Here is a 26,577-nt window from a genome sequence, read left to right on the forward strand (position 1 = left end):
TAATTAATTAAGATTTGAATAATTAACGAATGGTGTAGTTAATGTGGAGAATGATGTCGTTAAGTGTCAGTAACATCTCTTTTTGCTTATCTGTTGCATCAGGGAAGCTTAAAGTCAGTGTACTGCTATCATTTACTGGTAAACCTTCAAATGGCAGATAACGATCATCATTGAAATTCAGTTGGAATTGCCCACTGTCATTCATGCCATGGGAAATGGCAATCGCACTACAGCCACGTGGTTTCACTGCACTACCGCCATAACTGAGCACCGCACGAATAGTTTGATACGCGCCAGTTAATGCAGGTAATGTCACACTAATTTGTTTAACACGACGTAATTTACCGAGATCTGCCGGATAATCTTTGTCGATAGCTAAATCAGAGAGCTTAATAGAGGCTTGTAATTGGCCATTTTTCAACGTAACACCATTTTCTGCCGTACCTAACTGTGTTTTTGATTTGTTAATCACATCAGCGACTTGTTCAAAGCCAAACTTATTGCTACTTAAGCCTTGATATACATCATTCAACGACACAATCTTGGTAATTTCCAGCGCACGCTTGTCTTTTTCAAGGTAACTGTTTTCCATTTGAGTCAGATTATGCATTAAGCTTTCACCTGCCATTAAGCCAGAATAGTTACCTTGCCATGCACCAGGACGAATAAAGGTTTGCGTTTCACCTAAATCATACTGATAAGCCGATTCTGCCATTCGACAACGAGATACAGTTAAGTCGTAGAAGGGTTTATAAATCGCCATCAATTTACCGCGTAACCAGTTATACAGGGCTTTATTGGTAAATTTATTTTGTAAGAAAGTTAAATGCTCTTGTGTTTGCTTCTGTTGCAACATCAAGCTATCTAATTGCAGATTCGCTGCTTGTTGATGTACAACCAACGCGGCTAATTGAGCATCAAACTGATCTAACTCTGATTGAGCGGTATCTCGTAATGAGCCCCATTCTTCACGGCGTCGACGATAAGACTCTGATTGACTTAATCTATCTGCTGCAATACGGGTTGCAGAACCAGACAATTGCAGACCAATGGATGTCGCATTAAAAATAGCGCCTAAACGAGAACCACCGACAGCCATACCATAAATATTTGGCACTAAATCAGCTGCTGCGCCTGCCATATTTAACCCTTGGCTGGCAGTATTGAGCACAGAAGAGCTCAAATAGAGATCCATCGCTTGTTGTTCTGGCGTGCTAATATTCTGATCGTACAATTTACTATAATAATCAACGCGTTTTTTAGCACCTGAACGTGAAGCTTGTAATGCCTTTTTGCTATGTTCAAATTCTTCCAACGTTTTCTGCTGATATTTAATATTCTGCAGAATAATTTCACTACCTTGTGTGACAAGCAATTCAGATAACGCTTGAGCATCTTGACGCTCTGTGATGCTAGAAAGCGAATTTCCAAACGCCATTAATTGAGCAACTGCCGATTTTGCACTGGCTACAATGGCAGGAAAACGCTGAGTTGGCATCATTGCATTTGGCAATACGCTATTATTTTGTGATTGACTTACCGCTGCAGCTTGCAACACTTTAGGATCTGCCGGTGTTGCATACATCGGCAACGACAATGGTTGCCCGTCAATCGATAAATTGTGGCGTAAATTAAACAAACGCGTTGTCAACACTTGACGATATTGTGCCAATTTTTCATTAATTTGAGGCAAAAAGAGCGAAGTTAATGTATTTGCTGTCCGTAATAACGTGGCTTCTTTTTTATTAGCAGAAGGTGTTGATTGATGGGTTTTCGTTGCCGCATCAATTAATGTTGGAGCTGACCACACATCGTTATCTAATAGCTCGACTTCGTCTCCTAATAACTTCAGTGCTTGCACATACCACATTTTAGCTTCATTTAAAGTATCACGCTCAAGTAGGCGATAAGCACTATCACCACGCTCCACCAGAATATCAAGGCACTTCATAAAGGTCGCTAACTTATAGTGCATTGGATCAGCTTGCGCCACTGCATCAGGATCCGTTGAATCCAGTTGATCATTATCCCAAGCCACATCAGCTAATAAAGGCTGTGAATTCCAAACACGATTAGTATGAGTATTATTATCAATATAACCATTTGGACTAAACACATAACGTAGCCAACGACTCGCTTCATCATAGTTTTGCCCTTCTAACATCACATTAGCTAACATCATCGGCGTATAATAGAACAGCTCCCAGAAATAGAGTGCATTAGCACCATTAAAGTCCATTGGTACATCAGCGCCTTCTTCCAAAGCAGGCTCCGGTAATCGCTGAGAACTTAGCGTTAAAATAGCATCAATTCCATTATTCGCACGTTTGACTAATTGGCGTGCAAATAGCGTATTTAATCGTACTAACATTGGTTCATTAGCCACAGTCATTGAAATATATTGAGCATGCTTTTGGTTTGTTTTTAAACTAATAACACTTTCATTAATATGTTCCAATTCACTGACTTTAAAAGAGTATGTATTTTCAGAAATAATTTTCCCATTTTTATTAATCGCTTTGATATTTGCGGTTAATATAAATTCACCATCATCATTAAATTCACTATCAGGCACATCAAGCTTAAGCACTTTATCTTTACTATTGAAACTATTGCTTCCTTCAATTAAATCAGTGCTAGCGTTAGACCATTGTTTAAGAGAATAAGCTATTTTATAAGAATTACTAGATAATAACTCTATATTGATATCATGGATCATTTCATCATCATTATAGATAACTTTATTTAAGTCGCTATTATTAATAGTCAATGGATAAGATATTCTTTTTCCATAAGCTCCCATCAGTAATTGGCTTGTTATTTTTCCTGAAACATAAAAAATAAATCTTGGCGTTTCTTTGTTTAAAAAATCCAGTAATGAAAAATCACCCAATTCATTAGAAAGTGTAAAGGCGATTTTATTTTCCGAGGTATACCGTAATAAATTATTCGATTGTTTAGTGAAAAAGGATAATTGTACACTATAATCACTTCCTTGATTAATATCTGAGTTACTAATTACAGCATTCTTAGCATTATCATAAATAAAAAAGTAAACTATATTTTCTTCAGTATCGAAGCCTAAATAATAGCTATAATGCGTTCCCTCACTAAAAGATAAAGTTGTCAGTTTACCGACACTACCAGAAATATAAACAATATTTTCCAATATAGAATTATTCTTTAACAAACCTTTAAAAATATCTTTGATAGGTGCAGGTGCAAGATGCCCATAATTAATATTACAGTTAACAAAGGCAGAAAGGTAACAAGATAATGTTTTATTTTTTGGCTCTATACTAACGCCATTTATTAAGCTGCCTGCGAGTGAAATATTTTGAGAGTCAGTGCTTTTCATATCATCGATAGGATCATGAGATATCGAATAACTCTCTTTGCCTTTCAATATAAATTTATTATTAATGTTTTTAATAAATTCCTTATCAAGGATATCAAATTCAGATTTTACATTAATATAAATATTTTTTGCATCTTCTCCACTTGATTTCGATATATCAGAAAACATCATTTCATTATCAATTGAATAAACTTGATAATCTTGATTCTCATCTTTATAACCATCACTTGTGATATAAGTTAAAAAATACAATTTATCAAGATCTTGATTATAACTTAAATAAAAATTTCCTTTTTCATTTTTTAAAATATCATCAGATAATGGAAAATTAATTGATGAGCTCCAAGTACCATCATAACGAATGTGTGATAAATTTAAACTATAACTTGTTTGCTCAGATACAGGCTTAGATTCACTTGTCTCTTTCTTTTCAGTTTCTTTATTCTCTGTTTCTTTACGTTCAATCCAAGCTACATATAATCGATCGTTAAAAATAACAGGGCGAATTAAATTATTGTAAGGGTTTGCACCATTTTCAATTTTAGTCCACTCAGTCCAAGCATTTGCCGCCATCACCCCTTTTTTGATTTTACTATGATCTGCGCTACGCCAGTAATAACTTGCTTTTTCTGACGCATTACAGCCAATAAAATAAGTCATTCCATCTTCTAGTCTGACACTATCATGGTAACCACTAATCACATCTAAATTAGCAATTTGTTCAAAAGAAGTTAAATACGTTTTAAATGCATCATCAATTGTATCACTGTTAATGCTGTTTTGGCTGATCGTTTGTAACAGCGTATCCATCATTTTAGTTTGACCAATACGCACAGTGGGATCAATATAGTTTTCAGGATAATACGTTAATAAAGAGATACCACTCCAAGTACTATACCGTTTATTGTATTTATCCCAATCTTTGAAAAATTGACGAGACTTAATAGGTGCATGATTATTTCCCATATCTAAAGATAAAAATTCATTAACATAAAGCTGTATGCTAGCAATAGCTTGCTCAATCTTTGTGGTTTTTATTTGAGATGAGACTTTATTATCAATTAGTAAATGGCGATAAATATCATCACTAGTTGATAAATTTAACTCACTAAATTTATTAATATAAAATGCACTAAATACAATACTCTCTTTTTCATCCATGCTATTTTTTAGTAACACTGCTTGTTGAGAATTTAATCCACTTTGTAAAACCTTGCTGATCCTATCCCAATTTAAGTAATCTTTTTCTTTATTACCACTTGTAGAAAAACTTAATTCAGTTAATAGATTAAAATTACTCGGTGTAATGTTAAATGTTTTAATCATATCAATATAGCTAGAAATCTCTTTGATATTATTAAATTTAATTTCATTCCTTATTTTTAATAATGAGATAATTTCTTTAATTACATCCTCACTAACCTCATATATTTTTGATAAAATTGAAATAGAGTCACGACCATTAAAAACCGCCATTAGATCATCTTTATTTTTTATTTTTTCCAAATAAAAACGATGAAACTCAGATAATTCTTTTATTGATGATAAATTTGGAAGCGTAATTTCATCACCAAGCACACGTTGACTACCTAATTCATTTATTTCATTTTCGTTTAAGCCTAACTTAGTAAAGATAGACATCATCTGACATAGCATTTGTATATAAGTAACAATACTATTTTTATCTTCTAAAGTTTTATCGTCTTTATTGATTAAATCTTTAAAATCACTAACAGATAAATTCAATAAGAACTCTGACTCAAGAAGCTGCCATAAAGAGTAAATATAATTTGATGAAGATAGGTGGAAGTAATAAGAAATGATAGGTAAATATGAAGCTATAATTTCTCGTGGAAATAATGTATAATCATCAACAAATTTCACTTGACTTAATTCTTCAACAAGGTTTTTTATTTCAATAGTATAGGTTAAATCATATTGTTTTTTCGTCATCAAATATAGCTCAGAAATATTTAGCTTATATTCTTTAATAAAATAACAGTAACTATCTATTGTATAAATTAAATTACCTGCATCATCTGATAAAGATTGTTTATTAATGGGTTTATTAAACTGCTCAGGGAGCATATTGAGTAATAAGGCGAGAGAGTAAATATCTAATTCATGTATTGTTGCTAATAAATATACTCGATACAACAGTGAAATATTTTCTATCGAACAAGTAAAACCATCTTGTTTACCAAATGCTAATTTCCACATGGTGGCAAGGCCAATATCATCAACATGAAAGGCACGTTTTAAGGTGTTGATTCGTATAATGTCATCAGGAGATGTTGATGTAAAATCAAGTGATTTATTATCTGCAATAAATTTATTTTTGCCTAGAGGAGGGGAATTAAACAAAATATCAAATAACGATAACGAATTATCAAATGTTTGTTGATTAATATCTGCACCATTAAGCACAATAGATTGCTCAATATTAATATTGTATTTTTCCACAATATATTGCACATGAAGAATGGAACGAATAACTTCAGAATCAATACTATTATTACTATTTTTTGTTTTAATTAAAATAGTTAAGCTATCAAAAGAGATCCCTGTTGCTTTATGTAAACGAATAATCTTATTTAAGATCAACATGCCTTTTGAAGACAATTCCTTATTTCCTTTAAGCTCATTAAATAAAGGTGAAATTTTATCTTCTGGAATAGCATAATATTCAGATAAGAATTTTAAATTATTTTTTAAACTAATGTCTTTATTACCGAAATTTTTCTCTACAAGCTCATCAATGTTATCATCAGAAATAACCTCTGTTAAAATAGCATACAATTCAGGTGAAATAGCGGAGCTAATTGTTGAAATCCATTCTGTATCTAAAATATCAAGATAATCTTTAGCTTTTACTAATTTATCAATCAGGCCATCTCGTAATAATAGTGTTTGTCGAACAGTTTCATAGGGTTGGTGATAAGGATTTTCACCCATTACACGGTTTGTCGCGAGTTCTTGGAATAAATCTTTATCACTGCCTAATTTATGTTGCAATGCTGTCGTTAAAATTTGATTTGATAAAGAAAGCGTGGAGACTTCTTTATCCATATTTTCTTGAGAAAGCACTAATTTCGCTAAATCAGGACGGCGAGCATCAAGACGATACATTGGTCCTTCAGCACGAATTTCTTTTGCTTCACAATAAAGTTCGGTTAAATAACCTGCTGGTGAAAACATCGATGCCACTGATTTGCCATCGACAAATGTATCGCCTCTTTCTGGGATCCAATCACCTAATGCACGACTTTTCGCTGATTGTTTTTGAATACCTAACGCAACCGCATTTTTTACTTGAGGATTATTACGCGCTAAATGATGGGCTTCATTAAGCTTATTAATTTTTGCGGCTTCTTGTGCCTGTGTATATAATATTTTTGCTTCATGCCAACTTAATTTTTCTTCGCTTAATGCACGAATTTCATGAAGTGACAATGGTGCTAATTCTTTTAATGTAATCACTTCTGAAATAGAAGAGTTCATTTTCGTTAAAAGTGTATTAATGTGTTTCATTCAATATTTCCTAATATAAGTTAATTTTAAATAGAGATAATTAAAACTTCGCTTAACCTCTGAAATTAAAATATCAAGAAAACAAAAAATGAAAATTGAGTTTTTTATAACCTACCATTGAATTTTTTTATGCTTTATAGATTAATTGCGATTTTTAATAAAAAATAGCGAGAAAAAATAATGGCACTTAATAAATAAAGAAGTAAAATAAAATTAATCATTTGATTTTATTTTTATCAAAAACGCACTTATTTAATATCAAATTTAGCCTTCAGTATCTTTTTTTATTTATTCTTTATAATTTTTTCATTTTTAGTCGCACTAAAATGATAATTGATAAATATCAATATAAAGATTTCATTCGAGAGGATTATTAATTCACGAGATGTATACAAATAAATACGGAGAACGCCTGCATGTTTTTCTCACGAAAAATAAATCAGTTCTTTGCCGTCGCGACTTGTCAAAGTCTAGTAAAAGCAGCAGAACAAATCAATGTTACCCCATCCGCGTTACGCCATGGTATTAATGAGTTAGAAAGCCAAATAGGTAAATCGCTGATTAAGCGTTCCAAAAGTGGAATGGATCTTACCCCTGCGGGAAAAACACTTTATGAGCGTTTATATCCCTATTATGAAAAAATTAGAAAAATTGAAAATCAGATATTGACTTCAAATGAGGATAAAACATCACTTTCTATTAAATTAGATGGTCTTTATTATCCTGATCTAAAAACAAAAATATTGGAGATCCGACAAAAAAACAGTCAATACAACCTTTCTTTAGAAGATGGTTATATCAACGATATTCACGAGGAACTTTTTGATAAGGAATTCGACCTTGTTATTTCATCCCTTGAGTTTGACTATCCACAAAAAAATATCAATGCAATTGACTTATGCACACAAAAAGTCGGCTTATTAGTAAATAAAAAACTCTTTGAAAAATATCCCAATACTAAAACATTTTTTGCCAAAGAAACCTTAATACAAAGAAGTAGTACTTTACAAAACCCTATATTCTCAACAATTTTTAGTAAGCTAAAAAATCAAAATTATCAATATAATACTTTAGGTTTAACCGAAATGGCCGATGTCTTGCACTGTGTTGATGAGGGGGCAGGTTACTGCTTTATGCCTGAAAATATTCATTATATTTCAACCATTACAAACGATGAGGTGCAGTTTATTCGTTCTCCTTTTCCTTTTGATATTTTCTTACACCAAAAGGTCTATTTTAAAAAAGAAAATAATAAGAAATTAGCCGATATCGCAATGACACTACGGTAATCAATTAAAATAGTGCATTGATATAATCAGAGGTAAACCCTCGATATTGCAGATAACGAATTTGTTTCGCTTTCTCTTTAAAATCGTTGGGTTTACCACCACCAAATTTTTTTTCATGAACTTCTTGGCAAAGTGAATACCAATCTGTTTCGTCTTCTTCAAAAACGCGTTCAATAATCTCACTAGGGAAGCCTTTTACACGTAATTCTTGGCGAATACGCAAAGGGCCATAAGATTTATTTAAATAACTGCGAAAGAAAGCATAAACAGTACGATTGTCATCAAGATAATGATTTTCTAATAAATGTTCCATTACTTGAGGTAAGCATGTTTCATCAGTGACGGTTTTTGCTTCTCGGTCGCTTTCTCTTACTCTTCGCGCTAGGCGACGTTGAAGCTCTACGGTGCCGTAATCACGGCGTGAGAGCATAAAAATAGCGTACTGATAAAGCTCTTGATAGGTCATAACGTTCCTTTATTAAAAAATCCATGTGAAGTAACTATTATCATAACCGTTTATCACACGAATATCTTATTTCGATGTTTATTTAGTCAATAAAAAGAAAAATAACAAAATAAGAATAATGAGAAGAAACGTTATCATTATTCTTTATAAAAAGATCTTCTACTTTTATTAAGATTAGCTTAGAAAATATCGCGCTTTTCTCTTAATAAACCCCTAATAATCCTATGATAACGAAGAATATAAGCATCTCTTACTGTATATCGCACTTATAGCTGGTGACCATTAATTAGAAAAAGATTAAAATTTGCGACTACTCTTTTACTTACTACTTTCTTTTTAAACATTTTCTGTGGGTTATGTATGAACTTTTCCAATTTAAATAAGGTGGTGTTAACTGCCTCTCTTCTTGCGACTGGCTTTTCTTATGCTGATAGCGATCGCCCTCTGCTCTCTTTAAGTGTAAGCCAATCAGGTGGCACTGCTTTAAATAACGAAGGTTCGTTAGATACTCGTACCCCAGCCAGCCAATCTCGTGTTTTACCGATTTGGGGCGATGAAGCTCGCGCCCGTGGTTATGATTTGCCAGAACCTTTTGGTATTGGCTATAACTATATGAATTTACGTCAAGACGTTATTGTCGATAAGATTGCTTTTGGTTCTGACAAAGCATTAGGACAAAATATTCTTTCAATTGTCGGTGTCGATGTTGGTCATACTCGTAGTAGTAATGAATCACACATGCTCAAACTTGATACTTGGGTTTTCCCATTTATGAACGTTTACGGTATTTATGGGAAAACAAAAGGTTCTTCTCATGCTCAACTAAATGCTGTGACTTTAGGTGGGCAAGAAATTGCTAATGATTTGCCATTTGATTTAAATTATGAAGGTAAATCCTTTGGTGGCGGCTTTACTTTAGCGGGTGGCTATAATCAATTTTTTGGTACTTTTGATTTAAACTACACCAAAACGAATCTTGATATTTTAGATGGTGATATTAAAGCGTTAGTGATTACACCTCGTGTCGGTTATGAATTTGTCTTTTCACCACTGATCTCTGGACAAGGTAATACTAAATTACAAGTTTGGACAGGTGCGATGTATCAAGATATTACACAACGTTTTAAAGGGGATGTTAGCAGATTAAATTTACCTGACGAACTTGATGGCATGATGAATATCTTACCTCCATCAATGATGGGTAATATCAAATTCGATGTTGAACAACACCTTGCGCACAAGTGGAACCAAACTTTGGGTGCGCGTTTAGAATTAACGCGTAATTTTAATGTGATCACAGAGTTTGGTTTTAATAATCGTAATAGCTTCCTTGTTTCAGGTGAGTTCCGTTTTTAATGGTTAAATACCCGTTTATTTTTGGGCTGGCATTTGCCAGCCTCTTTACTTCACACACAGCACAAGCACAACTCTTTCCTGACAGACAACAAATAGACCAATGGTTAGTTGGATTAGGGGGAGAAAACAACTTCGACCGCAGTAAAACCATCGACTGGGGTATTTTGCCAGGGCCTTTCTATACGCCAGAATTAGAGTTTGGGGTGGGAATTGCACTTGTCGGGCTTTATCAAGCCGATAGTCGCCCTGATAGCAAAATCTCTTCTCTCTCGTTAAGTGGCTTTGGTTCATCAACAGGTGCTTTTGGTATGACCTTTAGCAACTACACTTATCTTGCGGATGATACTTGGCGCTTTTATCTCACAGGAACATTAAATAATGTGCCAACTAATTATTGGGGTGAGGGTTATCACGAAGGGCGAGTAAAAGATCATTTAGGCGAGTATCGCTCTCAAGAATTGCGTCTTACTCCCACTTTACTTCGTCAAATTACCAAAAACACCTATATAGGCTTAGGCTGGGATTATTCAAATTTACAGGCTGCTGCACCTGATGCTCTTTTTAAAGGCTATATGGATAAGCACCATTTGCCATTACGCACCACAAGCTCTGGATTAAGTGTTCGTTTTACTTACGATAGTCGTGATTTTTTGCCTAATGCTTATCAAGGTCAGGCTTTTGATATCAGCTATACACATTATTCTCCAGATACTGGCAGTAATAATCGTTTTAATGCGACACAAATACAATATAACTACTACTATCCTTTAAGTGATAATGCGGTATTGGCATTTGATAATTATGCACGTTTTACATCGGGCAATGTACCTTGGAGCCAACTTTCTAAGTTAAGTAATGGGCACCAGATGCGGGGCTATTACGAGGGGCGATATCAAGATAATCATGTTTTTTCAACCCAAGTTGAGTACCGTCAAAAACTCGATTGGCGCCATGGCATTGCACTTTGGGTCGGCGGTGGAACACTAAGCGATCAAGCCCGTGATTTAGGTGAAGGCCATTGGCTACCTAGTGTCGGTATTGGTTATCGGTTTGAGTTTAAACCACGTATGAATGTGCGCCTCGATTTTGGTATAGGTAAAGAAAGTACTGGATTCTATTTTCAAGTAGGTGAAGCATTTTGATGTTCAAGCGTTTTCTTTTTATTAACACCATTGTCTTCTTCTTATTTATTGCAGGTTGCACTCAAGTCGCACCTGTTAATTCCATTCATGCCAATCTTGAAAGTGTCACCCACGAAGAAGCCGTACAAGTTTGGCAAACACCGCCCCCTCTGACTGCACCTAATGGCTTAAGACCTTGCTGTGCTTTTGGTTACGACTTAAAAGTTAAAGCATTCGAAATACCAATTCCTTTTTATCGTATTGATAACGTTGTTGAAGCCTCTGCATTGGGCAATCATCGTTATAACGATAGTTTTTGGCTAGGTACAGGGGCAGTATTAGGCTTAGGAAGTGAAAGATCAGGCTTAATTTATTCCCATAAAGGGGGATTTCTTGATATCGCTCATATTCGTGATACGGCGGATTACACTTATTATCTCTTTAGCCATATCTATCCAAAGTTAGGCCAAGAGTGGACCTTAACGCTAAGTGATGAATTGGCACAACGTAGAATTCACTTTAATGCTTTTACACCACCCCAAAATGAGGCGCAGCGTTATACCCTAAGTGCTTACCTTGCAGCGAGATTAGGCTATCGCCTTGCTGTGTGGCATGAAATTGCACAATGGTATGGTTTTCGTTCTGTACCCGGTTTTTCAGAAGGTATCTCGGCATTCTCGCCTGAAGATCTCTACTCTAACTTAATTGGCGCACGGCTTTCGCTTACCTTAATTCTTAATGGTCACGCCACCAGCCTTGAGCACTATAATCAATCAATGCAGGGTATTATTCCTTCTGCACTGTACCAATTAGACGCCCAGCCTCGTCAATTTACGCAGCAGTGGTTTGATGTTATTGATGGACAATGGTGGGATAGCCAGCAACGAGTTCCTGACAAGTTTCTCGTTTTAATGCGTGATTATCATCTCTCTGACAAACGCTATCCAGTGTTACCTTTTGAGGAAACTGCATCGCCACACTACCTCACATTACCTAGTGCTTATTCTGGTTACGTTTTAGAACAATTAGCAGAATTTCAGCTTTTACCAACAGAGCATATGGCAAATTTACCTCACCCTAAAACCTATTGGCGTGAAGCGGATTTTACTGATTTAACAGAAAAAGCTCGTGAAATTGATAATAAAACTCGACCAAAAACAACAAAAATTGACTAAATAACAAACAAAATTGACACATTAGAAACCCTTATTTTTACTAAATTTGGGTTAAGTGGCACCTTTTTACATAAGATAAATTTAAGTTTAAGCAAAAAAAGCACTTTTTGTTAAAAGAAAAAAGCGATTATAAAACGAGACGTTCCAGTAAAGCATATACATTTTCTTAACAAATCACTCGTAGTTATCCTAATGTGAGGCGATATTTTGTAGCTATGAAAAAAGTAATTTGCTAGTATTCGTTCGATTTTTATCCAGTTAAACGAGGAGAAGCAATGCCCTCTCAATTGATGAGGACAAGTGCCGTCTTCGCTTTCTTGATTTCACTACTCTTTACTGGTGTAAGCTTTGCTTCAACCAGTACCGGCAGTTCCCAAATGCTGCAGGCGTATTCTTTCAAAAGCACGTCAACACCGTTGCCAGATTTGAAAAGATACCCATCGGGAACGCAGCGTAAGAAAGCGTTTTTAAATGTCGTAGTTCCTATTATTGACAATGTTAATAATAAGATTTTAAAAGATCGTGAGTGGTTGCTCGCTCAACGTAAAGCCCAGCACTGGGGCAGCGCAGAGTTAAAAAAACTGCGTGAGATCTGTCAATACTATGGCGTTACATGTACCAGCCCCAAAAAAGTAAATTGGGATTCTTTACTGACTCGCGTTGATATAATTCCGACACACTTTGTCGCAACGCAAGCCGCAACAGAATCAGGTTGGGGTACATCGAAGTTGGCACAGCAAAATAATAACTTATTCGGTATGCGATGTGGGAGTCAGTCTTGCAATAATGTACCAGGGAAAACCAAAGGCTATGCAGCCTACCCTGATATTGAAGGCTCTGTGATTGCTTATATGCGTAATCTTAATACGCACCGCGCCTATAATTCATTGCGCTCCTCAAGAGCACAGCAAAGAATGACGCAACAGCAACTCGACTCTCGCCAGTTAATCTCTGACTTGAAAGGTTACTCAGAATTGGGTTCAAGTTATAACGATTATCTGACCGAAATGTTCGACTCAAATAAAAAACTGATCACCCAAGTTCAGTTACAGTCGAAGCAAGAAAGTTAAGCCTTAACAGGCTTTCATAGTCTAAAAAGCCACTTTTCTTCCTAGAGAAAAGTGGCTTTTATTTATCTCTAGGCAATCTTTTGATTGAAAGCCCGCTTAGAATTCATAATATATGTGGTAACACGTTTGGTATGACTTTTAAATCACACCCTTAGAGCCATTTATGAATTTTTTTTCATTCGAGTTTCTCGGAGCCTTTGTTAGCTTTTTTATTCTATACTGGCTCTTTCAAAAGCAAGTTAAGATCCAAAATATTCTACTGATTACAGTTAGTTATGCTTTTCTCTTTTATGCGGACTATCGTCCTGCGATTATCTTATTAAGTTACACTCTCTTTATTTATTTACTGGCGAATATATTAACTAAGTACACCTCCTCTAAAGTAATTTATTGGTTGTTGGGATTATTAGTTGCTGTTTACTTTACCGCCTTTAAATACTATTCATTTTTCCAAGAAACGCTAACCCAAGCCTTCCAACAATGGGGACTCAGTATTGAGCTTCCTCTTATTGAGTTGCTGGCACCATTAGGGCTTTCTTTCTATATTTTCCACTCCGTCAGTTATGTGGTTTCGGTATGTCGAAAAGAAATACCTAAAGCGCCCGTACTCGATGTTGTCCTCTACTTATGCTTTTTCCCAAGCATTGTGGCAGGGCCTATTAATCGTGCTAAAGAGTTTCTACCGCAAATTCAGGCACCGACACGAAAAATTATTGACTATAAAGGGGCGATAATGCTGATTGTTTTGGCTATCGCAAAACTCTTTTGGTTAAGTGGTTGGTTCTCAACAAACTATGTTGATCCAGTATTCAATGCACCTGATTTAGCACAAAGCGGACAAGTGTTAACGGCTATTTATGCCTACGCATGGCATATCTACTTTAACTTTTCGGGTTATACCAATCTTGTGACAGGTATTGCCTTATTACTCGGCTTTGTCGTGCCTCGTAACTTTAATGCACCGTATTTAGCAATCAACCTCGCTGATTTCTGGCGCCGTTGGCATATCAGTCTATCTACCTTTATTCGCGATTACGTCTATATTCCTTTAGGGGGAAATCGGAAAGGAGTCATTAGACAAAACTTCAATGCCTTTGCTGCGATGGTAATTTCAGGATTGTGGCATGGTGCAGCAATGACCTTTATTATTTGGGGTGCCATTCACGGTATTGGTGTGGTGTTATTAAATATTAAACACCGCCTGTTCCCTGTGAAGAAAAATGCGCCACCCACTGCGCTATCTTCGTTAAATATGTTGTTGTCATGGATTATCACGTTCCACTTTGTTTGCTTTGCTTGGATCTTTTTCCGCAGCCAAACAGTTGGAGATGCTTTTGTTCTGATACAACAACTCTTTAGTGCAGGTGCTTGGGCTTCATTACAAGCTGAAGGCTTAACGCTCTTTATGTTCTGGGGACTTTTCTTACTTTACCCTTGCTTTGTGACCTTAAGGGATATCGTGGCGCGTCTTGAGAAAAAAGTACCGTGGTATGTTTATCCTCTACCACTTGCGTTGATCCTCACGATTATTTTTATGTTGTCTCCAGATGGGGTGCCAGGATTTATTTATGCCAGCTTTTGATTTCTGCTCAAACTTAAAGAAGACAGCAAAAGTCGCTTTAATGGTACTTTTTAGTACCATCTTGTTGATTTGGCTAAACCAAACATCGCTAGAGCGCTTTTGGCAGCAACAATATCACCGCCCTGCACCTTGGTCTGGGCTCTCTCACTATTATGCTTGGGAAGTGGGTGGGCAACTACGTGATGGAGTATTTATCGCAGTAGAAAGCTATGGCGATTATCTACGGGTTAACCATCCTGATAATCAGGCAAAACCTGTTGTACAAACGTCAGCACCAGAACAACTTCCAGAGGGCTTTGCTGTTGGTCTGCACTTCTTTAATGGTTACACGCGACCAGCATCACAATTAACGCAACGCTTTCCTCAATTATTAGAGCGTAAACAAGCCATGGGAGGTTTACCTTACCATACTGTCACCGACGTCTCTGATGCGGCATTAGAAGCCTTAAAACCTATCGTCCAAAAAACAGAAATTATCCTATCTCCAAAAGATAAAGTTTTATTTGCCGGTGATTCAATGATGCAAGGTGTCGCGCCGTTACTTAAACGCCAACTGCAAACGGATTACAACATCAGCAGTATTGATTTAAGTAAACAAAGTACAGGGCTTGCTTATCCACGCTTTTTCAATTGGCCACAAACTATCGCAACACGTTTAGCCAGTGACGACACCATTAAATTACTGGTGGTCTTTTTAGGTCCTAACGATCCTTGGGATATGCCACCCGATGGCGGTGGGCGTTACTTAAAATTTGCCAGTGAAGCATGGGAATCAACTTATCGTGCGCGCATTGCCAGTATTATAGAAAATGCCCGACAGAATAATGTTACGGTTATTTGGGTTGGGCCGCCTAATATGCGCAAACAAAAATTATCTGATGGCATGGCATATCTTGACAAACTTTACCGCGAAGAAGCTGAGAAAATGGGTGAAATTTACCTTTCCGTCAATGATATGTTTAAATATGAAAAAGATATTTATTCTGATTATATGGGTGACGGTAGTAGTCGTGTTAAGTTAAGAGCCGGTGATGGCATTCATTTTAGCTTAAAAGGTCAGCAAATTATTGCGCAACACGTATTCTCACGTATTCATCTTCAAGAAGAAATTAAAGAAGATAATGCAGTCGATGATGTAAAAGATAAAAACACGGTTATTGTAAATGAAACAAATAACGCACATCCTTGAGCGTAAAACCTTAGTCAGTAGCTCAATCATACTGGCTTTAGTTTCACTCTTAGTTGCTTGTAACCAAGACACTGAAAAAACAGTAAAGCTACCCACACCAACAGTATTACCTGCTGATGGTTCAAGACAGCTTTATAACTATCATGATCCTCACTTTGCGGGCTTTGTTAAGAAATTACAGCAAGGCCGCCAAACTGTACACATTGTTCAGTTAGGGGATTCCCATACTGCGGCTGATTTTTTCAGTGGTAAGTTGCGTGAACGTTTTCAGGCTGACTATGGTAATGGCGGTATTGGTTTTATTCCTCCGACGAATATCGCAGGTCAGCGTATTGCAAACGTACAATACCAGAGTGACAAAAAAGCATGGACACTGCTTTCAAGCAGAAAAGATAGCGATCCTGATTTCCCATTAGGGGGCTTTATCAGTGAACCTCAAGCTAAATGGGCAAAATTACAGTTATCTGAAAACCCAGTCACTCAGCAACGTTATCAATTGCAAGCGCTCTATAAAGCCCCAACAGCAGCACAAATGAATGTACAATCATCAACAAATAAAGTGCTTTCATTATCGCAAACGCAAGGTAAATGGCAGTTTTCAAACCCAACAGCCATGACATTCCCTGTTAGTATTACCGTCAGCAAAAATCAGTCTGTTAAATTAGGCGGTTGGTTGATCACTAATCAACAGCCTGGCGTAATGCTTTCCTCATTAGGCATCAATGGTGCCACTATCAATATGATGGATAAATGGGGTACACAATGGACTGAAACACTAGGTCAATTAAACCCTGATATGGTGATTTTAGCGTATGGCACAAATGAAGCGTTTAATGACACTTTCGATTTGAACGCCTATCGCCAACAGCTTACGGATAAAATTCGCCAAATTCGCCAACAAGCTCCCAATAGCGCCATTTTATTAATTGGGCCTTCTGACTCAATCAAGAATAAAGAAGCTCTTGACTGTCGCTCACAACAGCCTCAATGGCTAAGCGATATTATCAGAATTCAAAAAGAAGTGGCTCAACAAGAGAAAACGCTCTTTTGGGATTGGCGTGATTATATGGGGGGCGAATGTTCGATAAAAGCATGGGCGCTGTATGATTTAGCAAGACCTGATGGTGTTCATCTTTCTCGTGAAGGTTATGAAAGCAGTGCAAATACACTTTATAGCCAATTGAATACCTTAATAAACAAAGGCTGATCCACGCTGTTTAACACATAAAAAGGAGCTTATCGCTCCTTTTTATTTTTCTTATTTTATTCATCAGGTTAGTAATTATCTGAATTTAATAAAACATCGACATATTTAATAACATCAACGCTGGCTTGTTCCATTTTCTCTATATAGTGTGCAACCGCTTCTTGATTATCTTCTATATTGGCCTTTAATGCTAAACGACCACATTCATGCACTAATTTATGGGGTTCTTCTAAGCGACGAAAGGCGTCAGTTTTTGCAAATTTTTTACCATCACCTTGATAATACCATTTCCCTAAACGGCACTCTGTATGCTGATTAACACAGTGCTCATCATCATTATTTAATAAGTGGATATAAATAGCTTCTTTCCATAAAACATGATCAAGTTTGACGGTATTAAAAAATTGCTGCATCGAAATAAAGGTAAAAATATGTTTAAGCTCACTCGCTTGCTCTGACAATGATGTTAAATTTTGATGCCCTTCTTCAACCTGTATTTTTATTTGTTGAACCTGCTGTTGGTTTTTTTCTGTGGTTTCTTTAACGGGAATAAAGCGAGCACCTAAATTATTATTAATGCTGGCAATAGAAGAAGCTTGTTTTTGGATCTCTAATGACAACTTTTTCATCTCTTGGGCTAAGACTGAAAATCCTGCACCCTCTCGCCCTATATGCCCTGCTTCAATCGCTGAATTTATTGATAAAAGGTTCGCCTGACTAGAAAGCCTATCAATGTTGCTGGCGCTCTCTTTAATTTTTTTTAGCCAACCTGAGAAATTTTCTATCTCTTCTCGGCTATGCGTAAAATGTGTATCCACTTCATTTAAAAATTGAGTTAATAAACGCGAATTATCTAGCATCTTGCTGAATAGATGTTCCATCTCATCAAGTAAATTCAGCTTATCTTGTAGCTTATTGCTTGATGCTAAAATCGAATCACGTATAAGCGTGATTGTATGAATATTACAATCCGTGTGTTTAATAAAAAGCGAATTATAGTCAACCATAAAATAACAATCCTAGTTTGCCCACTAAATAAACCTATAGATTAATGAGAAACGGGGTATTTTCTGTCACATTTCATAGTCATTTATAGCAATGAAAAAAAGCGCGTCAAAAGACGCGCTAATTACAAGAAAATAAAGATTCAATTTTATAAAAAAGCGAAGAAAATCATACCTACGACAGCACCTGTTGTGCCAAGAATAGTTTCCATTAATGACCATGTTTTTAAGGTTTGTGCTTCTGTCGCACCAGTAAATTTACCAAATAACCAGAAACCTGAATCATTAACGTGGCTAAGAATAATAGAGCCACCCGCAATACAGATTGATAATGCCGCCATTTGAGCGCCACTGTAGCCCAGTTCATTGATAACAGGTAAAACTAAACCAACTGCAGTTAAACAAGCAACCGTAGCTGATCCTTGAATAACACGTACTGCGCCTGCCAGAATAAAACACGCTACTGCGATTGGCATACCGGCACCAATTAACGCATTCCCTAATGCAGGACCCACACCTGAATCGACTAATACTTGTTTAAAGACGCCACCAGCTCCTGTTACCAGTAAAATGATCCCCGCTGGTTGGATTGCAGCAGAACAAATTTCCATCACTTTTTCTTTGCTCATACCACGGCGAATTGCTAAACCATAAATAGCCACTAAACAAGCCACAAGAATAGCGATAAAAGGATGACCAACAAATTCAAGGATATTGTACAGCTCTGAGCCTTTCTCAACGAAACGCGCACCAATGGTTTTACATCCCACTAAGACTAAAGGTAATAACACAAGTGCAAGACTGAAACCAAAAGAAGGCATTTTGTTTTGACCTAAACTTGGTTCTGACAAATCTTTTGGTAATTCTAATGTGACGTAACGACTAATAAAGTTACCGAAGATAGGGCCTGCTAATAACATTCCCGGAATAGCCGCACACAGACCAATTAAGATCATCCAACCAAAATCAGCATTCATTTGGTCAGCTAACAGCATTGGTGTTGGCCCTGGCAATAAGAAGGCAGCTGCACCTGCGACACCCGCAAAGAGAGGGATAGCCATTTTCACCACATTGCCACCAGTACGACGAGCAACAGCAAATACAACACCAATTAACAAGACAACGGCAACGTCAAAAAACAGAGGTAAAGCACAGATTAAACCTGCAATACCTAATGCGTAGTTGGCTCGTTTCTCACCAAAGTATTTTAATAATCGCACTGCAATTTGGTCTAATGCCCCTGTTTCATGTAGCACCTTACCAAACATTGCCCCTAGCGCGACGACGATTGAGAGGAAACCTAACGTACCCCCCATACCATTTTGCATGGTTTGTGTGATTTTCTCCAAAGGCATACCAGAGAAAATACCCGCACCAATGGCCACGATCATTAATGCGATAAAGGCATGTAAACGCGCATACATCACAAAAAAGAGCAGTAATAAAACCGAGCCAACCGCAGTTAGCACGAGCGTTAATGTACTCATACTGTTTCCCCTTCAAGAGTCCCTTGAGTGACTGAATTTATCTTATTAATTGCACTTTCAATCACATCATCAAGTGGCATTGAAATATCAATTTCATACACATCGTTTTCAGCTTTTGTTGGCTCTTCTAAGGTTTCAAATTGAGTCACTAACATTTGAGGTTTAAAGAAGTGCCCTTTACGTGCTTTTAAGCGGCTTTCAATTAGCTCGTAGTCACCTTTTAAATATAAAAAGTGCAGGCATTGATTGCCGTCTCTTAACATATCGCGATATTGTTTTTTCAATGCAGAACAAACAATTAGCGAAATATTATTGGTTCTTTGCATTGCAAATGCGGCATCATTTAATGCTTGTAGCCAAGGCTTACGATCTTCATCATTTAAAGCGTGACCTGATGCCATTTTAGTAATATTTGAGCGAGGATGGAGGAAATCACCGTCCAAAAATGCAGCACCTGTACGTTGTGCTACACCACTTGCGACCGCAGATTTACCGCTGCCTGATACCCCCATTAAGATAAAAACATGGTGTAGGGATTGGGTATCGTTCATAGAATGCTCCTTTAAGGCAGATATTAAGTCTTTTTTGTAATGTTACCCGTAACTGTTACGGGTAACATATCCGAAGTGGGAAGGTAAATACAACAACGAAGATCAACTAAGGAGTGAAAATGTGAAGCGACTCTCAAATGAAAGTAAGATGATCTACAAACTGACAACAAAATATCGAATAAGTAACTCAAGATTGCCTTATTAAGGCGCAATAAAAAACCCTACTGTTAATCATATAACAATAGGGTTAGATAAAAATAAATTTAAATATAATCAACTAGTTAATTGGTTATATGCTTTCACCAGTAATAATGCGAAAACCCACATCAATCACTTGTCCTCGCGCAATTTTGCCTTTCATTCGTTTAAGCAATAAATCAGCCGCTTGTTGCCCCATTTCATCACGAGGGGTAAAGATACTCGCCAGACGAGGTGTCATCACTTGTCCAACATCATGTCCGTGGAAGCCCGATATCGCAATATCCTCTGGCACAGAAATACCTAAACGTTGACACTCAAAAACAGCACCAATTGCAATATCATCATTGGTGCAATAAAGTCCGTCTAAATCAGGATATTGCTTACGTGCAGCATGTAATAATTCAGCCCCTAATGAATAAGATGAGCTTTTTGGCGTCATCACATTACCAACAGGTAAACCCGCATTTTGCATTGCTTTCTCATAACCGTTTAAACGCATTAAGGTTCGTTCATCCTGTCTTGCGCCAAGGTAAATAACGCGTTTACATCCACGTTTGATCATCTCATTGACCATCTGTTTTGAAGCATCAACGTTATCTAACCCCACCGCAGAATCAAAACAAGGCGAAACGCTATCCATGATTTCCACCACTGGAATACCCGCGGTTTCTAACATTTTCATCGTCTTTGGTGTATGCGTTCTTTCAGCAAGAATAAGCCCATCAATATTATAAGAGAGTAATGAAAGCAGGCGCTCTTCTTCTTTTTCAGCACGATATCCATAGTGCGCTAACATGGTTTGATAACCATATTTATCGGTCACTGACTCAATACCGCGAATAACTTCGGCAAAAACTTGGTTAGTTAAAGAAGGTAGTAATACCCCAATCGCATGACTGGTCGAATTAGATAAAATATCAGGAGCGCGATTAGGAATATAATTAAGGCTCTCTAATTCACGCGCAATTTTTTCTCGTAAAGCTTCAGAGACTTGTTCAGGGTTACGCAAAAAACGACTCACAGTCATTTTGGTAACACCAACTCGCGAAGCTACATCCTGTAATGAGGGGCGTTTTTTCTTCATTTTATATCGCAACTATCCAAAAACACTCGTATTAATACGCGCTTTAATTTTCCAAGAACGCTGATTATAGCCCTAGGTTATACACTATTTCGAATAAAGTTTTTCAGATGTGTGCTTAGATTTGATTTTGACTGATGATCCCTTGACTTAAGCCAAAGGAAATATAGTATTCTTCGCTATATAATAAATGAAACAACGATACCAATATAAAACAATAAACAGTGTGAACTTATGGCGATCCGTAGACGACAATTTCTAACTTACCTCACAACCATTGCGACATTATCAGCACTTCCACATTCTGTAAGAGCCGCAATAACCTCACGTATTGCAGCACAATTTGGTCATGTTCCGGCATCAACCGCTATCCATCGCGTGATAAGTGCAGGGCCGCCTACTGATCAATTGTTACTCGCATTAGCGCCTGAAAAATTATTGGGGTTTTCCTCACTTAATTTAGAAAAAAGCCCTTTATTTTCAGATGAACTACGCAAATTACCTCGTTTAGGACGCTTATCAGGGCGAGGAAGCACACTCTCTTTAGAAGCTTTACTGACGTTAGAGCCCGATATCATTATTGATAGTGGCAATGTGGATGAAACTTATCGTTCATTAGCGAAACGTGTTTCGGATCAAACTGGTGTACCTTATGTGCTAATTGATGGCACATTAAAAGATAGCCCAGCTCAGTTACGTCAAACAGGGGCTTTATTAGGTGTTGCAGAAAGAGCTGAAACATTAGCACTCATTGCAGAGCAATATCTGAGTGATGCTGCCTTGTTTGCTTCTACACAAAAAACAAGCCCTCGTTTTTACCTTGCTCGTGGTGCGAAAGGGTTACAAACGGGTGCAAGAAGCTCTATCCATACTGAAGCAATTGAAACATTAGGCTTTGAAAATGTGGTAGATATTCCTAATTTCACGGGATTAACAGATGTTTCACCAGAACAACTGTTAATGTGGGATCCTGAAATTATCATCACACAAGATGAAAATGCCTATCAGCAAATTATGCAAGACTCTGTATGGAAAAGCATCCAAGCTGTTAAAAACAACAAAGTATTACTGTTTAAAGGCTTACCATTTGGTTGGTTAGATGGTCCTCCGGGTATCAACCGTTTAATGGGGATGCGTCGTTTACAGAGCCATTTTGACGCCCGAATAGAAAAACAAGCCGCCCAAGATCTACAAAATTACTTTGCTCATTTTTACCATACGCAATTAAGTGCTGAACAATGTCAGCAATTGCTGGGGTATTCATGAGTCAATCAGTACGCATCACGCTTTTATTTGCGGTATTTTCCATCGTTGCGTTAATTGCAATCACTAGTGGTAAGTATTCACTTACTGCTAATGAACTGTGGACACTGGTAAGTAATAAATTAACGGGCAATATAGAGTATAGCCGTACTGAAACCGTCTTTTGGCAAATAAGATTTCCTCGTGTTCTGGCGGCTATCTTAATTGGTGGCGGGCTTGCGATTGCGGGTGCTGCTTATCAAGGAATGTTCCGTAATCCTTTGGTATCACCTGATATTCTTGGGGTTTCATCAGGTGCTGGAGTGGGCGCGGTTTTAGGTATTTTCCTTGGGCAATCAATGTTGTCTATTCAACTATTTGCCTTTGCAGGCGGTTTGGCAACGGTTGCCTTAGTCTACTTTATTGCAAGGCTTGCTAAACAACACGATCCTGTCCTTTCGCTTGTATTGGTTGGTATTGCGATTAGTGCGTTATGTGGCTCCGCGATCTCATTAATGAAAATTCTCGCTGATCCTTATACGCAATTACCATCAATCACCTTTTGGCTTTTAGGCGGGCTTTCAACTATTACAGCTTCTGATTTATTGTCTGTGGCGCCATTAATGCTTCTCGGCTTTATTCCGCTGATTTTACTACGTTGGCGTATGAACATTCTGAGCCTCTCTGATGAAGAAGCGAGAGCCTTAGGTTTAAATGTTGAAGTCACACGATTGGTCTTTATTTTGTCAGCCACATTGATAACCGCAAGTGCTGTTTCTATTGCAGGCATTATTGGTTGGCTCGGCTTAATTGTTCCCCATATTGCAAGATTGTTAGTGGGCGCTAACTTCAGTCAACAACTACCTGTTTCCTTACTTGTGGGAGCTATTATGTTGTTAATTACGGACACATTAGCTCGTACAATTGCCAATATTGAACTCCCATTAGGTATTTTAACCTCTGCGATTGGTGCACCTTTCTTCCTGATGTTATTACTTAGAACAAGGAAAAGCCCATGATCATCGCCAACGCAAAGCATCTCGCCATTGGCTATAAAGGCAAAATCTTAATTAAAGATCTCTCATTCCACATTGAACAAGGGCAAATCATTTGCTTATTAGGTGCCAATGGCTGTGGAAAAACCACACTGATGCGAACGCTGTTAGGGCTAATACCTTGTATCGATGGTGAGATTAATATTGCAGGTAAAACACTAAGTGAGTGGTCACCAACTGAGTTGGCAAAAGTAGTGGCTTATGTACCTCAAGCCACACACATTCCCTTTTCTTTCAATGTGATTGATATGGTGGTGATGGGTCGAGGTGCGCATTTATCTTTTTTCTCTATGCCCAGCACTCAAGATAAAACAATGGCGATGGAAACCTTAGAAATGCTCTCGCTTTCTCATCTTGCTCATCGAACCTTTGATACCTTAAGTGGCGGTGAAAAACAGATGGTCTTGATTGCTCGTGCTTTAGTGCAGCAACCCCAATTACTGATTATGGATGAACCCGCAGCCAGCCTTGATTTTGGTAATCAAATTAAACTGCTTACCCAAGTTAAGGCATTAAAAGCGTTGGGGATCAGTGTTTTTATGTCAACACACCATCCACAACATGCCGCTTCATTGGCTGATGATGTTATTTTGCTCACACCACATACTCACGTTTTGCAAGATAGACCAGACATTTTGCTCACACCCGATAATTTAGCGCACCTTTATGGTGTAAAACCCACAGATATTCAGGCGCATTTTCACGCCTACTCTGATAATAAAAATGACCATAGGCAAGAATATGAACACAATTGAAACCACGGATTTTGCTGAACTTTATAAAAACCACATGGTACAGGCTGAAAGAACCAAAAAAGAGCCTGAACATTGGGATAAACGCGCTGAAAAAATGGCTGAAACCTGTGCCAATCCTAACGATCCTTATTTAATCAAGTTTCGTGAAATGATGGATTTTACGGGTGCTGAAACGCTGTTAGATGTGGGTTGTGGCCCTGGATCTATCAGCATTCATGTTGCGGATAAATTCAAGAAAACCATCGGTATTGATTACAGTACAGGTATGCTCGCTGTGGCTAAACGTAGAGCAGAACAAGCAGGCATCAATCACGCCGACTTTATTACTTGCTCATGGGAAGATAGCTGGGATGCACTTCCTCGTTGTGATATTGCGGTCGCTTCACGCTCAACCTTAGTGATGGATTTAAAAGCTGCGTTAATCAAACTTAATCGCCAAGCGAAATTACGTGTCTATACTACCCACACCGTATCCCCAACTTTTGTTGATCAACGCATTATTCGCTTACTGGGTCGAGATGTTCCTACGCTACCAACCTACATTTATGCAGTAAATATGCTTAACCAAATGGGCATTCACCCTAAAGTGGATTATATCCGTAGCCGTAATTGCCAAAGTAATTTCAATAGCCTTGAGCAATTTATCGAAGGTATTAACTTCTCCGTAGGACCTTTAAGTGAAGATGAAATAACTCGTTTAACGAACTACTATCATGACAGCATTAAAAACGGTGTTTCACTGATTTCGCCTACGCGTGATTGGGCGATGGTTTCTTGGGACGTCGTACCAGAAAGCGAGTTAACGCTATGATTTATTACCCTGACGCCTTTCTTGATAATTTATTGATGGAAGATATTCAGTATGGTGATTTAACCAGTCGCGCTCTGAATATAAGTGATCAATTAGGTACAATGACATTTACACGCCGTCAAGCTGGCTGTGTCAGTGGGATCACACTAGGTTGCCGTTTATTAGAAAAATTAGGATTAGTAGTAACAGCACATCGGCAAGACGGTGATTTTGCTGATGCTAGTGATTGTTTAATCACCGCCGAAGGCCGTGCTGATGCACTGCATCAAGGCTGGAAAGTGGTGCAAAATGTGCTTGAGTGGAGTTGTGGTGTCAGTGATTATATGGCAAAAATGCTGGAAATTTATCACCGCTATCAACCTCAAGGGCAAATTGCCTGTACCCGTAAAAACATTCCTAATACCAAGTTACTGGCAACACAAGCCGTACTTGCTGGCGGGGGTGTTATCCATCGACAAGGTTGTTCTGAAACAATTTTACTCTTCGCTAATCATCGTCGATTTTTATCAGAGCCAGATAATTGGGCACAACACGTTAAACAGTTACGCCAAGCGGCACCTGAAAAATGTATCGTGGTAGAAGCAGATGATATTGAGCAAGCAAGGGAAGCGTTAAAAGCCCAGCCGGATATCTTACAGCTTGATAAATTCTCTGTTGAAGATATTGCTCTGCTTCAACATGAAACACCTCAAATTGCGCCTCATTGCCACCTTTCTTTGGCGGGTGGGATTAACCTAAACACCATTGAAAAATACGCACAGACAGGTATTCGTCTAATGGTGACGTCTGCGCCTTATTATGCACCACCGACAGATATTAAAGTTCGTCTTTACCCAAAAGATTAAATAAAAATAAAACTTATCAACAAGTGAGTATTTACCTATTTAATCAACAATAAACAAAGACAACATAAGCGAAAAATAAGGAAAGTAATTAACAAGGAAAGGGTTGCTGTAGCATAGAGGAATATCTTTGCTGTGCTTCTCTTATTTTCATTATGTTGCTTTGTTTTATAACAAAACCGAGTGCTAACATATTGTCAGCAC

The 26,577-nt window shown here is 37.5% G+C and carries 19 protein-coding genes; 13 read left to right on the forward strand and 6 right to left on the reverse strand.

Going from position 1 to position 26,577, the window contains the following annotated elements; all coding sequences use genetic code 11:
- Positions 1–22 precede the first annotated feature (22 nt).
- Positions 23–6,889: a Tc toxin subunit A-related protein gene (locus CBE70_RS08245; RefSeq protein WP_100158951.1), complete on the reverse strand. Its 6,867-nt coding sequence runs from the start codon at positions 6,887–6,889 to the stop codon at positions 23–25.
- A 416-nt stretch (positions 6,890–7,305) separates the two neighbouring features.
- On the opposite strand from CBE70_RS08245, the gene CBE70_RS08250 reads away from it, so the two are divergent.
- On the forward strand, positions 7,306–8,178 hold the full coding sequence (locus CBE70_RS08250) for a LysR family transcriptional regulator (RefSeq protein ID WP_100158952.1): 873 nt from the start codon (positions 7,306–7,308) through the stop codon (positions 8,176–8,178).
- A 4-nt stretch (positions 8,179–8,182) separates the two neighbouring features.
- Here the strand turns inward: CBE70_RS08250 and CBE70_RS08255 are convergent, their stop codons facing one another.
- Positions 8,183–8,644: a regulatory protein RecX gene (locus tag CBE70_RS08255; protein WP_100158953.1), complete on the reverse strand. Its 462-nt coding sequence runs from the start codon at positions 8,642–8,644 to the stop codon at positions 8,183–8,185.
- Positions 8,645–9,004: 360 nt separating this feature from the next.
- Here CBE70_RS08255 and CBE70_RS08260 point away from each other — a divergent pair, with 360 nt between their 5' ends.
- From CBE70_RS08260 to CBE70_RS08290, 7 genes are all read left to right on the forward strand, one after another.
- Positions 9,005–10,000 (forward strand): hypothetical protein, encoded by a 996-nt coding sequence (locus tag CBE70_RS08260; protein ID WP_100158954.1) that lies wholly within the window; start codon positions 9,005–9,007, stop codon positions 9,998–10,000.
- Positions 10,000–11,142 (forward strand): BamA/TamA family outer membrane protein, encoded by a 1,143-nt coding sequence (locus CBE70_RS08265; protein WP_100158955.1) that lies wholly within the window; start codon positions 10,000–10,002, stop codon positions 11,140–11,142. Before CBE70_RS08260 ends, CBE70_RS08265 begins: the two co-directional genes overlap by 1 nt.
- Complete coding sequence (locus tag CBE70_RS08270) at positions 11,142–12,296, forward strand: DUF4056 domain-containing protein (RefSeq protein ID WP_100158956.1); 1,155 nt, start codon at positions 11,142–11,144, stop codon at positions 12,294–12,296. The genes CBE70_RS08265 and CBE70_RS08270 overlap by 1 nt, the downstream gene beginning before the upstream one ends.
- A gap of 275 nt (positions 12,297–12,571) precedes the next feature.
- Positions 12,572–13,366, forward strand: coding sequence for a protein bax (locus CBE70_RS08275; RefSeq protein WP_100158957.1), 795 nt, complete (start codon positions 12,572–12,574; stop codon positions 13,364–13,366).
- A 163-nt stretch (positions 13,367–13,529) separates the two neighbouring features.
- Complete coding sequence (locus CBE70_RS08280; protein WP_100158958.1) at positions 13,530–14,948, forward strand: MBOAT family O-acyltransferase; 1,419 nt, start codon at positions 13,530–13,532, stop codon at positions 14,946–14,948.
- Positions 14,935–16,137 (forward strand): SGNH/GDSL hydrolase family protein, encoded by a 1,203-nt coding sequence (locus CBE70_RS08285; RefSeq protein ID WP_100158959.1) that lies wholly within the window; start codon positions 14,935–14,937, stop codon positions 16,135–16,137. The genes CBE70_RS08280 and CBE70_RS08285 overlap by 14 nt, the downstream gene beginning before the upstream one ends.
- Complete coding sequence (locus CBE70_RS08290; protein ID WP_100158960.1) at positions 16,112–17,344, forward strand: SGNH/GDSL hydrolase family protein; 1,233 nt, start codon at positions 16,112–16,114, stop codon at positions 17,342–17,344. Before CBE70_RS08285 ends, CBE70_RS08290 begins: the two co-directional genes overlap by 26 nt.
- Before the next feature lie 68 nt (positions 17,345–17,412).
- On the opposite strand, the gene CBE70_RS08295 is transcribed toward CBE70_RS08290, so the two are convergent.
- The 4 genes from CBE70_RS08295 to gntR all read right to left on the reverse strand — a co-directional run bounded on the left by CBE70_RS08295 (position 17,413) and on the right by gntR (position 21,671).
- Positions 17,413–18,351 carry a methyl-accepting chemotaxis protein gene (locus CBE70_RS08295; protein ID WP_100158961.1) on the reverse strand — a complete coding sequence of 313 codons (939 nt, stop codon included), beginning with the start codon at positions 18,349–18,351 and terminating at the stop codon, positions 17,413–17,415.
- Between the two features lie 146 nt (positions 18,352–18,497).
- The gene (gene gntU, locus CBE70_RS08300) at positions 18,498–19,835 is read right to left on the reverse strand and encodes a gluconate transporter (protein WP_100158962.1); all 1,338 of its coding nucleotides are present in this window, start codon (positions 19,833–19,835) and stop codon (positions 18,498–18,500) included.
- The gene (gene gntK / locus CBE70_RS08305) at positions 19,832–20,386 is read right to left on the reverse strand and encodes a gluconokinase (RefSeq protein WP_100158963.1); all 555 of its coding nucleotides are present in this window, start codon (positions 20,384–20,386) and stop codon (positions 19,832–19,834) included. The genes gntU and gntK overlap by 4 nt, the downstream gene beginning before the upstream one ends.
- 289 nt (positions 20,387–20,675) lie before the next feature.
- Positions 20,676–21,671 carry a gluconate operon transcriptional repressor GntR gene (gene gntR / locus CBE70_RS08310; RefSeq protein WP_100158964.1) on the reverse strand — a complete coding sequence of 332 codons (996 nt, stop codon included), beginning with the start codon at positions 21,669–21,671 and terminating at the stop codon, positions 20,676–20,678.
- A gap of 231 nt (positions 21,672–21,902) precedes the next feature.
- On the opposite strand from gntR, the gene CBE70_RS08315 reads away from it, so the two are divergent.
- The 5 genes from CBE70_RS08315 to modD are packed head-to-tail and all read left to right on the forward strand — an operon-like array spanning position 21,903 to position 26,376.
- The gene (locus CBE70_RS08315; RefSeq protein WP_100158965.1) at positions 21,903–22,934 is read left to right on the forward strand and encodes an iron ABC transporter substrate-binding protein; all 1,032 of its coding nucleotides are present in this window, start codon (positions 21,903–21,905) and stop codon (positions 22,932–22,934) included.
- A complete protein-coding gene (locus CBE70_RS08320) occupies positions 22,931–23,929 on the forward strand; it encodes a FecCD family ABC transporter permease (RefSeq protein ID WP_100158966.1) in 999 nt (332 codons plus the stop codon). The genes CBE70_RS08315 and CBE70_RS08320 overlap by 4 nt, the downstream gene beginning before the upstream one ends.
- Complete coding sequence (locus CBE70_RS08325; RefSeq protein ID WP_100158967.1) at positions 23,926–24,720, forward strand: ABC transporter ATP-binding protein; 795 nt, start codon at positions 23,926–23,928, stop codon at positions 24,718–24,720. The genes CBE70_RS08320 and CBE70_RS08325 overlap by 4 nt, the downstream gene beginning before the upstream one ends.
- Complete coding sequence (locus CBE70_RS08330; protein WP_100158968.1) at positions 24,707–25,531, forward strand: class I SAM-dependent methyltransferase; 825 nt, start codon at positions 24,707–24,709, stop codon at positions 25,529–25,531. The genes CBE70_RS08325 and CBE70_RS08330 overlap by 14 nt, the downstream gene beginning before the upstream one ends.
- Entirely contained in the window at positions 25,528–26,376 is an 849-nt protein-coding gene (gene modD, locus CBE70_RS08335; RefSeq protein ID WP_100158969.1) for a ModD protein, read from the forward strand. The genes CBE70_RS08330 and modD overlap by 4 nt, the downstream gene beginning before the upstream one ends.
- Positions 26,377–26,577: the final 201 nt, after the last annotated feature.

Source organism: Proteus columbae, assembly GCF_002777965.1.
Classification (GTDB): domain Bacteria; phylum Pseudomonadota; class Gammaproteobacteria; order Enterobacterales; family Enterobacteriaceae; genus Proteus; species Proteus columbae.